Source organism: uncultured Shimia sp. (assembly GCF_947493595.1).
In the GTDB taxonomy this organism is placed as follows: domain Bacteria; phylum Pseudomonadota; class Alphaproteobacteria; order Rhodobacterales; family Rhodobacteraceae; genus Shimia.
In genome coordinates, this window is sequence record NZ_CANLRL010000002.1 from 593066 (window position 1) to 607415 (window position 14350).

Genomic DNA, 14350 nt, shown 5'->3' on the forward strand with positions numbered 1-14350 from the left:
ACGTGCAAAAGATCAAGAAACAAAGGGCTTTAATGCGCTCTCCAGCAGGCTCCAGACGCGGGAAATGCGCGGGGTGTGTCGCAGGCTTTCATGGGCGGTGAGCCAGACCGGCAAATGCGGGAGTGGAAAGTCGATTTTGATCTCTTCGATTCCCGGTGTTTGCCGCGCAATATGGCTCTGGCAAAACCCCAATCCGCAACCCGCGCGCACCAGCTCCCAATAGGTGGTTTGGTGGTCACAGCGTACCGGAAACCAATCGCGGTTGGCGGGGATGCCCATGCGGCGCATTTCGCGAATGATGTCGTCATTCGCGTCATAGCCAACAATATCGTGGTGTGGTAGATCCTCGGCCCCGGTGGGACGGCCTTTGCGGGCGATGTAGCTTTCGGCGGCAAACATACCAAGAGTGATGTCGCCCAGATGTTTGGTTATCATGTCGAGTTGTTCAGGGCGGTACATGCGCACCGCAATGTCGGCCTCCCGGAACAGCAGATTCTGCGATTGATCTGATGGCACCAGTTCAATCTGGATTTGCGGTTCGTGCTGGCGCAGGTCGGCCAGAATGTCGGGCATGACATGATGCGCCATAAAGACAGAGGTCGCGATGCGCACGGTGCCCGCAAGATTGGTTTCCCCGCCCGCGGCCGCCAGCGACAGATCGGCCATGGCGCTGGCCATACGTTGGGCGGGCGCGAGCAGGGCTTGGCCTGTGTCCGTCAACTCAAAGCCCCGCGCGTGGCGGTGGAAGACCTCAACCTTTAGTGTGTCCTCGAGCGTTTTGATATGGCGCCCCAGCGTGGGTTGGGAGGCATTGAGTTGCCGCGCTGCGCCAGACAAAGAGCCGGTTTCCGCCACGGCCAGAAAGGACTGGATTAAGGACCAGTCGAGGTTTGAGAGGGATTTTTCCATTCATTTATGAATAGCACGGCTGCGAATTTCGCCAATACCTAACTGTCTCCGAATGTCGCATGTTTGTCTCAAGACGCCAGACAGTAGGAGAGAGTTCATGGCACAGACGGTTTTGATACTTGGCGCAAATGGCCGGTTTGGACGCAACGCCGCGCAGGCGTTTGCCAAGGCGGGTTGGGATGTGCGCAGCTTTGATCGCAGCAAAGATCGGCTGCGTGAGGCGGTGCATGGGGTTCAGGTGATCGTGAACGCTTGGAACCCGCAGTATTTTGACTGGGCCACGCAGGTGCCCAAACTGCACGATGAGGTGATTGCGGCCGCCAAGATGGTCGATGCTACGGTGATTGTACCGGGTAACGTCTATGTTTACGGCAAAGACACGCCAAGCCCTTGGGGTGTGACCACCCCGCATCAGGCGCAAAACCCCCTTGGCCAAATCCGTCGTGACATGGAACGGGCCTATCGCTTTAGCGAAGTGCGCACGATCATTCTGCGCGCCGGGGATTTTATAGATACCGAAGCCTCGGGCAATTGGTTTGACATGATCATGACGCCGAAGATTGGCCGTGGCGTGATGACCTATCCGGGTAAGCGCGACGTAGATCACGCTTGGGCCTATCTGCCAGACCTTTGCCGCGCGGCCGTGATGCTGGCGGAAAAGCGGGACCAGTTGAACCGCTTCGAAGACGTACCTTTCTCCGGCTACACGCTGACCGGCAACGTACTGGTGCAGGCATTGGAGCAGGTTTTGGGGCGGTCTCTGAAAGTGAAGTCCATGGCGTGGTGGGCGATCCAGTTGGCCTCGCCAGTGTGGAAACTGGCGCCGCATTTGCTGGAAATGCGCTACCTGTGGAATACGCCGCATCAGTTGGATGGCGCCCGTTTCGAGGAACTGCTGCCGGAGTTTGAGCCCACTGAGTTGCACAGGGCTTTGTCCTCTGCGCTGCCTGAGACAGCGATGCCTCAGAACGCGATGTCAACCCAAACCATATGATGACGACTGGCGATGATGTCTTTTACGGACAGCAACTCATGGCTCGGGTTATCAGGCTTGGGCCAAAACACCCCAGCGTCGATCACCTTTAGATCGGCGCTGGGCAGGACATAGTCTACTCGCAAATCTCCCGGCGTCGGCTCACGCCAATCCACAGTTGGGCCAGCCTGTACCAGCGGGTCTTGCAAACGTGGATCGTTGAGCAAAGCTTGAATGGCTTCATGCCGCCCTTCGCCTTCTTGCGGATCAAGGTTCGCGCCCCCCATCAAGACAAACGGCGGCTCGGGCGTGGGGCCAAGTTTACCGTTCAGTAGATGAGACCACAGCCGGATTTCGTCGGCATTGCGCAATCCGTTTTGATCCTCCGGCCCGTCAAACACCGGCGGTCCCGCCGCAAAGAGCATCAACGTCACTGGGCCATCCGGATGCAGCACCGGCACAACCCAATGGCCGTTGGTTGACAGGCGCTGGACGGCTTGCGCGGCCTCCGACGGGAACGGCACGCCATCAACCTCGGGCAGTTGCCCACCAGGCAAGTCGCGCCACAGCAGCGCAGAGAAATCTGTCGCCTCGCCAAAGGGCCAGCGCGACAGCACCACCATACCGCCCGCCCCGCGAAACTTGCCATAGCCTTGCGCATCCGCAGGTGTGTGCAATCGCCCGTCGCCGTTCATATCCAAGCCCGTAGGGACGCCGGTATTAGGGGGCAGTGCAAAGACATGCCGATAGTCCAACCCGCCTTTGCCAAAGTGATCGCGCAGTGCCTTGGCTCCAAGCAGATCGGCGTCATAGTCCACACCTTGCAGAAACAGGATGTCGGGTGCGAGATGTGTCACCACCTGTGAAATCGCCACAACTTGCGGGTCATCCCGCGTGATATCGCGCAGCATCAGCCCTGGCCCCTTACGGGACAGCTCTACATCATAAGTGGCCACGCGGATCGTTTCCGCATGGGCAATACTGGCAAGTAACAGAAGGCCGATCAGGCGGCTGAGGACACCGGATGTGCGCCACGCGACGCGGCATAGGCGCGACGGCGGTTCTCGTCGATCATGGTGGCCACGCGGGTCATCGCGATGCCGCGCATGATCATGCTGGCGGGAATGAATGCCCATGCGCTGATGGTCCAAATCATTGTCATCGGATCACTTAAGTAGATTGGATCAATCAGGTCCGACATCATCTGAATGATCGCCGGGATTAAGAATGGCATAAGAAACCCTAACGCAATGTTAAGACGGCCATCCCGCTGCAGCCGTGGCAGCACATCGCCGCCCGCGGTCGGGTCAAACAGCGGCAGGTTGATCCAGACGTTAAACGCCCCATTGCGTGCGGGCCATTCCAGCACGCGGACAAAGAAATAGAACACCGCCAGAGTCATCAGCGAGATCAAATAGCTGAGGCCAGACGCCGTCCGCACCTCGGTAATCAATTCCCGTGTGGCGTCCTCTGGCAGCATGATCACCATCAGGCGCACTGGGGAGTAGGGGAAATCAATCGCGTCACCCACAATGATGCCAAGCGCATGCAGGAAAGCGGTGAAGGCATTGGGTGCCACTTCGCCGCGCGCAATCACAGAGAGCGCAAAGACGGTGAAAAAGATGGCCAAAAACCGCAGCCGATTGAACGGCGGGGCGTGGCGGAATTCGATGAAAGACGGCGCGGTGGTCACATACTCTATAAACACCAGCAACGAGGAGAAGATGGCAAACAGCAGCACGATATGCACCACGTCTTCGCTCACCGATGGCAAGATGATCGCTGGCAAGGCAAACAGCAATGCCACCAGTCCTGCGCGCGTTGCCGCGCCAATGATTCTGCCTATCACAGCTCGTATCCCTTCAAACCGGATGTCGCGTTTTGTGGCTCTATGGCCGTGCGATCTTGTTCCAACTTGATCCCGTCTTTGCGACGGGGTGCCTCATTTATGCCTTATTGTGGCATCGGATGCTGGCAAGTCTCAAGGTTTTGTTTGGCTTTTGGCCGCGAACGGGGGGCTCAAATCGGGACTGGTGCGCGAATGCATCAATGTGCGCTCGAAAAAAGCGCTGTTTTTCAGGATGATACTAAATCTGGTGGGGTGCTTCGGTGACGCCACAAGGATGTTGGGGAATGAGGCGGTGAGGCAGAGTGCGCGCCACAATTTCGCCCCATTTCAATCCTCAACGCATTCGGAAAATAGAATGTTATTGATTTAGGTCAAGGTGGCTCAAGGTGATTTTCATATTCTATTTATGGAATGTGAAAGGAAATGCCATGCCAACCCCCTCTGCTACACGCGATGTTGCGTCCTACTCCCCGCTTTATTTTCTCTCCACCTTGGGCTCCGGTGGCCTGATGGTGACCTTCTTTATGTTTCTGATGTTTTGGGTGCCTCATCCGGGTCGCCCGGTGCCAATCTTTGAGGACATCATGTCCGCTTTTGCGGGGGGTGCGCTGCCACTTAAGGCAGCCATCGTCGTGGCCATGCTGGGGATTGCCGGGTTAACCTATCTGCTGATCAAGTCGCTGATCTGGAACTTGCGTGGGCTGTCTGCCTTTAAAACAACCGACGCCTATGCCGCGCTGCGCGCTACCAATGCCGAAACACAACTCATGGCGATCCCGCTTGCGCTGGCGATGGTTGTGAACGGCGGTTTTATCGTTGGTCTGGTATTTGTGCCTGGCCTGTGGACCGTGGTTGAATTCCTTTTCCCGCTGGCGATGATCGCCTTTGTTTTAATCGGCGGTTACGGCTTGATGATCATGCGGGACTTCTTTGGCCGCGTGTTGATCAACGGCGGCTTTGACTGCGCCAAAAACAACAGTTTTGCGCAGGTGCTTCCCGCCTTCGCCTTTGCCATGGTGGGTGTTGGTCTCGCAGCGCCGTCCGCGATGAGCGGGTCAGCCATGATCGCAGGCCTGTCTTTCATCCTGTCGAGCTTTTTCATCGTGGTTGCGATTCTGTTGGCCGTGGCAAATGTGATCCTTGGTTTGCGCTCGATGATGGAAAACGGCGCCAACACCGAAAGTGCGCCAACATTGCTGATTATCGTGCCGATGATCACGGTGATCACCATCGCCTGGATGCGGCAGAACCACGGCTTGCATGTGCATTTTGATGTGCACGGCGGCGCGGGCGAAACGCTCTCCATGCTGACAACTTTGCTGATGGTGCAGTTGGCTGTGTTTGCGCTTGGCCTGACCGTGTTGCGCCGTTTTGGCTATGTGTCCAAATTTGTGACCGGACCGGAGAAATCCGCAGGCTCCTACGCGCTGGTTTGCCCCGGTGTGGCGCTGTCGGTGATGCTGCACTTCTGGCTCAACAAAGGGTTGGTGGCGAGCGGCTTGGTCGACAAGTTCTCGCTGGCCTATCTGTTGATTTCCGCTGTGGCGATTGCCTTACAGGTCACGATGATCTGGCTGGTGCTGAAGCTCAACGCCAAGCATATGGGCGGCACGGATCGTCAGGTGGCTGTGCCTGCGGAGTAGGCCGCTTCAGTTTGAAAGCAAGAAGCCAAAGCGGAGCTTTGGCTAGCGCCCGAACCGCCCCCACGGGGCGGGCGCTTTGCTTCCGCCCCTCGGTTCGGTCGCTGGGGAAGCCTCCTACCGACTGAATTCAGCCATCCCGTGCAGCAACCAAAAACAAAAGCAAGTCATCCGACAAATCCAAGCCCAGTCCCAAATAGGCCTGATCCAAAGCGTCAAAGCCACCTACGTTGATCTCTCTTTGGAAAACCTCAACGCCCACAACTGTTTTTTCAAAGTCATTCAGGGTCGCGAGTTCTTGTGTCTCAAGGAATTGAGCATATGAGGTAAGCAACGAGCCCGTCCTATAGCTTCCCACCAGCGAAATGACCTCGTTTGCGGTTTGTAAGTCTGGTCCGTCATACCACTTGAGTTCCGACATCGTATTCCTTTGGTTTCCTCTTACGAGCCCATTCGCTGGCTCTAACGCCAAGCGGTTAATTGGCTCGATTGAGATTTCCCATCCCGCGTTCCCAGCAAAAAGAAAACCCCGCACAGCCTGAGCGGTTGTGCGGGGTCATGTCAATTAAACGATTGTGCGCTTACACCCACGGACGCGCGGCACCCGCTTTGGCTTCAAAGGCGTCGATGGAGGCTTCTTTCTCCATGGTCAGGCCAATGTCATCCAGACCGTTCAACAGGCAGTGCTTTTTGAAGGCATCCACCTCGAATTTGATCACGTCACCATCCGAAGTGGTGATCTCCTGCGCTTCCAGATCCACGGTCATGCGGGCGTTTTCGCCTTTTTCCGCGTCCGCCATCAGCACATCAACCTGCTCTTGCGGCAGCACGATGGGCAACATGCCGTTCTTAAAGCTGTTGTTGAAGAAGATGTCGGCAAAGGAGGTGGACACAATCACCTTGATGCCAAAATCGTCCAGCGCCCAAGGGGCGTGTTCCCGCGAAGAGCCACAGCCAAAGTTGTCGCCTGCAATCAGGATCTGCGCGCTGCGGTACTGCGGTTTGTTCAACACAAAATCAGGGATCTCGGTGCCGTCACGGTTAAACCGCATCTCATCAAACAGATTGGCGCCAAAGCCGGTGCGGGCAATGGATTTCAAGAACACCTTTGGGATGATCATGTCGGTGTCGATATTCACCAGCGGCATAGGCGCGGCGATACCAGAGAAGGTTTCGAATTTTTCCATAACGCTGGCTCCTTACATCAGCTCGCGAATATCAGTCAGCTTGCCGGTGAGGGCAGCGGCGGCAGCCATGGCAGGGGATACAAGGTGTGTGCGGCCCTTATAGCCCTGACGGCCTTCGAAGTTGCGGTTCGACGTTGCCGCGCACCGCTCGCCTTCGCTCAGCTGATCCGGGTTCATCGCCAGACACATGGAGCATCCAGCCAGACGCCACTCAAAGCCGGCCTCACGGAAGATATCCGCCAGACCTTCTTCCTCGGCCTGTGCGCGCACAAGGCCAGAGCCCGGTACAATCATCGCCCGCATGCCGTCTTTGATCTTCTTGCCTTTGACCACTTCGGCCACAGCGCGGAAATCTTCGATCCGGCCGTTGGTGCAGGAGCCGATGAACACGGTGTCGATCTCGATGTCGGTCAGTTTCTGACCAGGCGTCAGACCCATGTATTCAATCGAACGCCGCGCGGCATCAACCTTGCCGCCCTCGAAATCTTCCGGGTTTGGCACCACACCGGTGATCGGCAGCACATCCTCAGGGCTGGTGCCCCATGTCACAACCGGCTGAATGTCTTCGCCTTTCAGTGTGACCACTTTGTCAAAATGCGCGCCTTCGTCGGTGAAGAGCGTCTTCCAGTACTCCAGCGCCTGTTCAAATGCACCGGCTTTTGGCGCATGGGGACGGCCTTTGACGTAGGCATAGGTGGTCTCATCCGGCGCAATTAAACCGGCGCGCGCACCGCCTTCAATCGCCATGTTACACACGGTCATGCGGCCTTCCATCGACAGATCGCGGATCGCTTCCCCGCAATACTCGATGACATAACCAGTGCCACCACCGGTGCCGGTTTCGCCAATCACCGCCAGAGTGATGTCTTTGGCGGTCACACCCGGCTTCAACTTACCGGTGATCTCCACCTTCATGTTTTTGGACTTCTTCTGGATCAGCGTCTGCGTGGCGAGCACGTGCTCCACTTCAGAAGTACCAATACCATGCGCCAATGCGCCAAAGGCACCATGGGTCGCAGTGTGGCTGTCACCACAGACCACAGTCATGCCGGGCAAGGTCCAGCCCTGCTCCGGGCCAACAATGTGCACAATGCCCTGACGCACGTCAGACACCGGATAGTAATGCACGCCAAACTCCTTGGCGTTGGTGTCTAGCGCCTCAACCTGAATGCGTGATTCTTCGGTCATCTGCGCCGGGTCATCCCGACCTTCTGTTGTCGGCACGTTGTGGTCCGGCACGGCGATGGTTTTTTCCGGCGCACGCACTTTGCGGCCTGCCATACGCAGGCCTTCAAACGCCTGGGCGCTTGTCACTTCGTGTACGAGGTGACGGTCAATATACAAAAGGCAGGTGCCATCGTCGGCTTCATGCGCAACATGGGCATCCCAGATCTTATCATAGAGCGTTTTGGGGGACATAGGTCCTCTCCATTCTGTTTGGATAGCTGAAGTTATGGCTGACTAACGGGCACAGCTCAGCTGCGCCAAAAGCTCATAGCGCGGCGATGACGGATTTGCTCTGACCAAAGAAGCGCCAAGGCAAAAAGGCGCGGTCAGCAATGTCATAGATGCGTTTCATGCCTCTCCCCTACAGGGTCGCACAGATTCCTTCAAGCAGAAGCACACACTCCGGAACAGTCGCGTTGCCGCAAGGCCATGGAACGTGCAAGGATACGCCTATGGCTGAGGAGAACACCGCAGAGACCCAAAGCGTTGGCGACACGCAAGAATCCGAGTTGGACCGCATCGCGGGTGCCGAGCGCGAGGTTGCGTCCCAGCCGCCTACAGAGGACACAACCGAAACCACAGAAATTGCCCTGGGCATTTGGGAGCAGCTGGTGGCGTTTGGCGAAAGCCTGCTGCGGCCCTGGGCGTTTTATCAGGTGGTCATCGCGCTGGGTTTGTTGGGGCTGGCCTTTGCCATTGCGGCCTTTCTCAAGCCACGGTTCTACGCTTGGCTAAAATCACGCGAAGGCTGGTCCAAGCTGCGCTACCGGTATGCCATGATGGTGCATCGGCGCATGCCGCTGTTTGTGTTCAACCTGTTGATCTGGTTCACCGTCTGGCTGATGCAGGCGGTGACCTGGCCGAGCCGGTCTTACCTGCTGGTGGGGTTGGCCAACTTGGCATTGGCCTGGCTGGTTGTGGTTGCGGTGCTGCGCGTGGTGCAAAACACAACCTTGCGGGCTTTCTTGCGCTATGGCGCTTGGATTTGGGTCACGCTGGTTTTGACCGGTTTGCGCGACGATGCGGTGCAGCTGATGGACAGCATGGCATTGGTGTTTGGCGAATCCCGCTTGTCTCTTTGGATGATCGCACAGGCGCTTGTGTTGCTTGGGCTCACCTTCGCCATCACCCGCCTTCTGTCGCGCCAGGCGGACGCCCGCCTGAAGCGCAGTGAAGACATCTCGCCCTCCATGCGGGTGCTGTTTGGCAAGCTGTTGCAGGTGTTTTTGTACACCGCCGCTTTCTTTGTGGGGCTGCGCATCATTGGTTTTGACCTCAAAGGCCTGGCGTTCCTGACCGGCTTCATTGGCGTTGGGCTTGGCTTTGGCCTGCAAAAAGTGGTGTCCAATCTGGTCTCTGGCCTGATCATTGTGATGGACAAATCGATCAAGCCCGGTGACGTGATCTCCCTGGGGGAGACCTTTGGTTGGATCAATTCGCTCGGCGCGCGCTACATCTCGGTGGTCACGCGGGACGGCAAAGAGTTCCTGATCCCCAACGAAGACCTGATCACCAATCAGGTGGTGAACTGGTCGCATTCTGACAGCTATGTGCGGCTCGATATCTTTTTTGGCACCGCCTATGGCGATGATCCGCATCTGGTGCGCAAGGTGGCCATTGAGGCGGCAAAATCGGTGGGTCGCGTGCTGCATTATCCCAACACGCCAGTCTGTCACATCGTTGGATTTGGCGACAGCAGTGTGGATTACATCCTGCGCTTCTGGATCGAAGACCCCACCGGCGGGCTGACCAACATTCGCGGCAATGTCTATCTGGCGTTGTGGGATGCGTTTCATGAGCATGGTATTTCCCTGCCGTTCCCACAGCGTGAGGTGCGTATGCTGGAAGGCGATGGCGACACCACGTCCGCTTAACTACATTCATAGTCTTCAAATGTACTAGGGCTGAGCTTGGCGCAGCCAAGCGAGGGGGCTGGCCCCCTTTCCACCCAAAACCATGCAATTACGCCCGCCTGGAGGCCAATCTTGGCGAATCCCCCTTGCCTTTCGTTGAGAAAAGCGCCAACCGGTGCTATCTTGACATTATGCTCGGCACCGGGGCTTACGGGTGCGATTTAAGGAGGACAGACTTCTGTCTCTGAACAACGACGTGGCCAATGCTACTGACTCCGGTTCGATTGTGACGTCGGACTCATCAGATGCGACAAGCGAGGCACTGCTTGCCCGTATCCTCACCTCTCTGGATGAAGACAAAGCCGAAGATGTGGTGCAGATCGATCTGCGCGGCAAAACCTCTATTGGCGACTACATGGTGATCTGCACCGGGCGCTCCTCGCGTCAGGTGACCGCGATTGCCGAAAAGCTGGTCGAGCGGCTGAAAGCTGAGTTTGGACGCGGCGCCAAGGTGGAAGGTAAGGACACAGGTGACTGGGTTCTGGTCGACACCGGCGATGTGATCTTGCACATCTTCCGCCCGGAAGTGCGCGAGTTCTACCAGCTTGAAAAAATGTGGGTGCCAGGCGGCGACGCATAAGATTTCAGACGGCCTGCGATGTGTTGCGGGCCGGAGGGCATGACATGGCACTGAAAGTGCACATCTGCGCCGTTGGGCGGCTGCGGTCTGGTCCTGAACGTGACCTTCTCGACGACTACCTGACACGATTTGACCGCACCGGACGGGCCTTGGGGCTTGGTCCGGTGGTGGTGCATGAGGTAGAGGATCGCAAAGGTGGCGGCATGGGGGCGGAGGCCGGCCTACTGGAAGGTGTCATTCCCAAAGGCGCGGTGATCTGCGCGCTGGATGAGCGCGGCAAGCTGATGAGCAGCCCTGACTTTGCCAATATGCTGGGCGGCTGGCGTGATGATGGGCGCGGCGATCTGGCCTTTGTGATTGGCGGCGCGGATGGCATTGATCCAACCCTGCGGGCGCGCGCCGATGCCAAGCTGAGCTTTGGTAAAATGGTTTGGCCACACATGCTGGCGCGGGTTATGTTAAGCGAGCAGCTCTATCGCGCGGCCAGCATTTTGGCCGGCGCACCTTACCATCGCGTCTAAATTTCTCTTCATCTTTTGAAGCGTTAACGTGGGTTGGTGCTGCGAAAGCGCACCTCTGCAAAACAGTCGTGATACCGACACAATACCGACGTGGATTTTGAGGGGTTAACTCATCGCGGTTCCTGCAGCAAAGCAGCCCGAGATTGGGAGGCAAACTCACGCCGTCCGAGGACAATTACTGTTACCAAAACCCCCAACAGCAACATCACAGGCCCTAAAATCCAGGCCGCTGCGGCAAGGCCAAAATAGATCGCCCGAATCCCCCGGTTAAAGCTGCGCGAGGCGGTGATGTTGATCGTCCCTGCCTTCTTGGCACGCGATAGTGCCGTGGGGTCGCTGGCGTCGTTTGGCACAGCCGCCATCAGCACCGAGCAATAGCCGAAGAGCCTGTGAGACCACACAAATTTCAGAAACGCGTTGCCGATGAACAAAAGCACCAGCACCAGTTTGAGTTCCAGAACCGAAGCCGGTTCCGCGGTTTGGGTGAGGTCTTTGGTCACCCCGGCAATTTGGTCGGTATTCCCGATCAATGCCACCAGGCCGCCAATGGCGATCATTGACGACGAGGCAAAAAACGCCGTGCTTTGGCGCAAGTTTCCCATGATCTGTGCATCAAAAACCCGTGTCTCGCGTTGCACATAATGCACCATCCATTCTTGTCGGTAAAACGCCATCAGGCGCGATACAGAAGGTCTGTTTTTGGGCGGGTTTTCAATGAGATGCGTAGCCAGTGCCCAGGCCGCCAGGATCGTCAGTACAGCGATGAAATCGAGGGTGGAAAACTGGGCGAGAAGCATGTTTGTAGTCATGTCTGTACCCTAACGTGAACCCGAGATGCTTGCCAGTCTTGATTATTGGTTATATTAGTTTACCAATTGTAACGGAGGTCAGCCATGGACATGCCAACCCCAAACCCCGAGGTGCTTGCCAAAAAAGCCCGCATTGTCGCGCGCCTGAAAGAGGTCTTGCCCGCTGATGCGGTGATCTCCGACGAAGTCGAAGTCCGCGCTTACGAGTGCGACGCACTGACCGCCTACCGCTGCCCACCATTGGCGGCGGTCTTGCCGGCCTCTACCGAGGAGGTCGCTGCGGTTCTAAAAATCTGTCACGCGGAGCATGTCCCTGTGGTGCCGCGCGGCGCGGGCACCTCATTAGCGGGTGGATCGATGCCTACGGCAGATTCCGTGATCCTTGGTGTGGCGCGTATGAGTGAAGTTCTTGAAACAGATTATGAAAACCGCTTCATCCGCGTGCAAACCGGCCGCACCAATTTGAGTGTTTCTGGCGCCGTGGAGGAGGAAGGGTTCTTCTATGCTCCCGATCCTTCCAGCCAGTTGGCCTGTGCGATTGCGGGTAATATAGCGATGAATTCCGGCGGGGCGCATTGCCTGAAATATGGCGTGACCACCAACAACCTGATGGGCGTGACCATAGTGACCATGGAGGGCGAGGTGGTTGAAATTGGCGGCGCGTATTTGGATGCAGGCGGGTTGGATTTGTTGGGTGTGATCTGTGGCAGCGAAGGCCAGCTTGGTGTTGTGACCGAAGCGACCCTGCGCATATTGCATATGCCGGAAGGTGCACGGCCTGTGTTGATGGGCTTTGACAGCAACGAAGTGGCTGGCCAGTGCGTGTCCGACATCATCAAAGCAGGCATTTTGCCTGTGGCGATTGAGTTTATGGACCGGCCCTGTATTCGTGCGACTGAAGCCTTTGCCGGCGCGGGGTATCCCGATTGCGAGGCGTTGTTGATTGTTGAAGTCGAGGGCTCAGACGAGGAAATTGATGCGCAATTGGAGCGCATTCTGGCGATTGCGCGGACGCATAACCCGGTTGAGTTGCGCGAAAGTACAAGCGCGGATGAAAGTGCTCGGATTTGGTTGGGGCGGAAGTCCGCTTTTGGCGCAATGGGGCAGATCAATGATTACATGTGTTTGGACGGAACCATTCCGGTAAGCCAACTGCCCTATGTGCTGCGCCGGATTGGGGAGCTTAGCAAAGACTACGGTTTGGACGTCGGCAATGTGTTTCACGCAGGCGACGGCAACATGCATCCGCTGATCCTGTTTGATGCCAACAAGCCGGGCGATTTGGAGAAATGTGAAGCTTTTGGCGCGGATATTCTGCGGCTTTGCGTGGAGGTCGGTGGCTGCCTTACCGGTGAACACGGGGTGGGCATCGAGAAGCGTGATTTGATGGTGGATCAGTATTTGCCTGAAGACTTGGATATTCAGATGGCGGTGAAAGATGTGTTTGATCCCAAATGGTTGCTGAATCCTGCCAAGGTGTTTCCTTTGGCGGCCAGCGAAACGCGCCGAATGGCTGCTGAGTGACAAATAAGGAAGGGGCCAGCCCCTCTTGGCAGCCAGCTGCCAATTCACCCCGGGATATTTGAAGGCCAAGAGAAGATGATGACACCAACAACTGAAGCAGAGCTGGCGGAATTGATTGCACATGCGCGGGATCCGTTGTGGATTCGAGGCGGCGGTACCCGGGATATTGGCACGCCGGTGCAGGGCGCGGTTTTGAGCACAGCCGGTTTGTCAGGCGTGTCGTTGTACGAGCCGGGGGCGTTGACTGTGGTGGCTGGGGCCGGCACCCCACTGGCAGACGTCGAAGCAACCTTGGCGGCAGAGGGCCAGAGATTGGCGTTTGAGCCGATGGATCATCGGGGCCTTTTGGGCACCACAGGTGTCTCGACAATTGGTGGCGTTGTCGCTGGTAACATCAGCGGTCCGCGGCGCATTCAAGTTGGTGCGTGTCGCGACAGCCTGTTGGGGGTGCGCTTTGTTGATGGCGTGGGGCGTGTGCTGAAGAATGGCGGACGGGTGATGAAAAATGTCACCGGCTATGATCTGGTCAAATTGATGGCTGGGAGTTGGGGCACGCTGGGTGTGCTGACTGAAGTGAGTCTCAAGGTGCAGGCGATGCCGGAGGCAGTTGGCTGTGTTTTGGTCAATGGATTGTCCGACGAGGATGCTGTGGCAGCGATGAGTGCGGCACTTGGGTCGCCCTATGATGTAAGCGGCGCGGCGCATGCGCCCTGTGGCGTGGATGGTCATCCGGTGACAATGATCCGGATTGAGGGGCTGGAGGCATCTGTCGCCTACCGGGCCGCAAAATTGAAGGAGGAACTGGCCAAGTTTGGCGGAGACATGGTTGTCGAGCGCGATGCGAATAAAGTCGCGGCTGGTTGGGCTTGGGTGCGTGATGCGGCTGTTTTGCAGGGCGGTGGCGGAGACGTTTGGCGGATCTCCGTGAAGCCAAGTGATGGGCCAAAACTTGTGGCGCAACTTCGCGCCGTCTTTGCCGATGCTACCGTGCTCTATGACTGGGGTGGCGGGCTGGTTTGGGTACAGGTGCCTGAAGGTACAGATGTGCGGCTGATGCCGTTGCAAGGGCATGCGACGTTGATTGGGGCTGGGGATGTGACGCGCTCGACGGTGTCTGTGTTTCAGCCGGAACCGGCACCCTTGGCCACATTGTCCCGTGGGTTGCGGGCGAAGTTTGACCCACGTGGCATTCTGAACCCGGGATTGATGGGGGCGTAA

General features: G+C 57.2%; 14 protein-coding genes. 7 read left to right on the plus strand and 7 right to left on the minus strand.

The annotated features are described in order from the left end of the window. Positions 1-12 precede the first annotated feature (12 nt). Positions 13-909, minus strand: a complete 897-nt coding sequence (locus Q0955_RS08375) for a LysR family transcriptional regulator (protein ID WP_299422956.1) — start codon at positions 907-909, stop codon at positions 13-15. 97 nt (positions 910-1006) lie between these two features. Here Q0955_RS08375 and Q0955_RS08380 point away from each other — a divergent pair, with 97 nt between their 5' ends. Further along, positions 1007-1903, plus strand: a complete 897-nt coding sequence (locus Q0955_RS08380; protein ID WP_299422958.1) for a sugar nucleotide-binding protein — start codon at positions 1007-1009, stop codon at positions 1901-1903. On the opposite strand, the gene Q0955_RS08385 is transcribed toward Q0955_RS08380, so the two are convergent. Next, positions 1873-2793 (minus strand): endonuclease/exonuclease/phosphatase family protein, encoded by a 921-nt coding sequence (locus Q0955_RS08385; protein WP_366140667.1) that lies wholly within the window; start codon positions 2791-2793, stop codon positions 1873-1875. The two genes, Q0955_RS08380 and Q0955_RS08385, sit on opposite strands and share 31 nt — an antisense overlap. Positions 2794-2885: 92 nt before the next feature. Then, a complete protein-coding gene (locus tag Q0955_RS08390; protein WP_283424190.1) occupies positions 2886-3731 on the minus strand; it encodes a hypothetical protein in 846 nt (281 codons plus the stop codon). A gap of 428 nt (positions 3732-4159) precedes the next feature. Here Q0955_RS08390 and Q0955_RS08395 point away from each other — a divergent pair, with 428 nt between their 5' ends. Next, entirely contained in the window at positions 4160-5374 is a 1215-nt protein-coding gene (locus tag Q0955_RS08395) for a hypothetical protein (protein ID WP_299422964.1), read from the plus strand. 127 nt (positions 5375-5501) lie between these two features. Here the strand turns inward: Q0955_RS08395 and Q0955_RS08400 are convergent, their stop codons facing one another. The 3 genes from Q0955_RS08400 to leuC form a co-directional block, all read right to left on the minus strand. Further along, positions 5502-5792, minus strand: a complete 291-nt coding sequence (locus Q0955_RS08400) for a hypothetical protein (RefSeq protein ID WP_299422966.1) — start codon at positions 5790-5792, stop codon at positions 5502-5504. 160 nt (positions 5793-5952) lie between these two features. Further along, complete coding sequence (gene leuD / locus Q0955_RS08405; RefSeq protein ID WP_299422969.1) at positions 5953-6558, minus strand: 3-isopropylmalate dehydratase small subunit; 606 nt, start codon at positions 6556-6558, stop codon at positions 5953-5955. A 12-nt stretch (positions 6559-6570) separates the two neighbouring features. Beyond that, entirely contained in the window at positions 6571-7977 is a 1407-nt protein-coding gene (gene leuC, locus Q0955_RS08410; RefSeq protein ID WP_299422971.1) for a 3-isopropylmalate dehydratase large subunit, read from the minus strand. Between the two features lie 260 nt (positions 7978-8237). Between leuC and Q0955_RS08415 the strand changes: the two genes are divergently transcribed. The 3 genes from Q0955_RS08415 (at position 8238) to rlmH (ending at position 10799) form a co-directional block, all read left to right on the plus strand. Then, entirely contained in the window at positions 8238-9659 is a 1422-nt protein-coding gene (locus Q0955_RS08415) for a mechanosensitive ion channel domain-containing protein (RefSeq protein WP_299422973.1), read from the plus strand. Between the two features lie 265 nt (positions 9660-9924). Further along, positions 9925-10278, plus strand: coding sequence for a ribosome silencing factor (gene rsfS, locus Q0955_RS08420; protein ID WP_299423226.1), 354 nt, complete (start codon positions 9925-9927; stop codon positions 10276-10278). A 50-nt stretch (positions 10279-10328) separates the two neighbouring features. Next, the gene (gene rlmH / locus Q0955_RS08425; RefSeq protein ID WP_299423229.1) at positions 10329-10799 is read left to right on the plus strand and encodes a 23S rRNA (pseudouridine(1915)-N(3))-methyltransferase RlmH; all 471 of its coding nucleotides are present in this window, start codon (positions 10329-10331) and stop codon (positions 10797-10799) included. A gap of 110 nt (positions 10800-10909) precedes the next feature. Here the strand turns inward: rlmH and Q0955_RS08430 are convergent, their stop codons facing one another. Further along, a complete protein-coding gene (locus tag Q0955_RS08430; RefSeq protein WP_299422976.1) occupies positions 10910-11608 on the minus strand; it encodes a DUF599 domain-containing protein in 699 nt (232 codons plus the stop codon). Between the two features lie 84 nt (positions 11609-11692). On the opposite strand from Q0955_RS08430, the gene Q0955_RS08435 reads away from it, so the two are divergent. Beyond that, the gene (locus Q0955_RS08435; protein WP_299422978.1) at positions 11693-13132 is read left to right on the plus strand and encodes an FAD-linked oxidase C-terminal domain-containing protein; all 1440 of its coding nucleotides are present in this window, start codon (positions 11693-11695) and stop codon (positions 13130-13132) included. A 78-nt stretch (positions 13133-13210) separates the two neighbouring features. Then, on the plus strand, positions 13211-14350 hold the full coding sequence (locus Q0955_RS08440) for an FAD-binding protein (RefSeq protein ID WP_299422981.1): 1140 nt from the start codon (positions 13211-13213) through the stop codon (positions 14348-14350).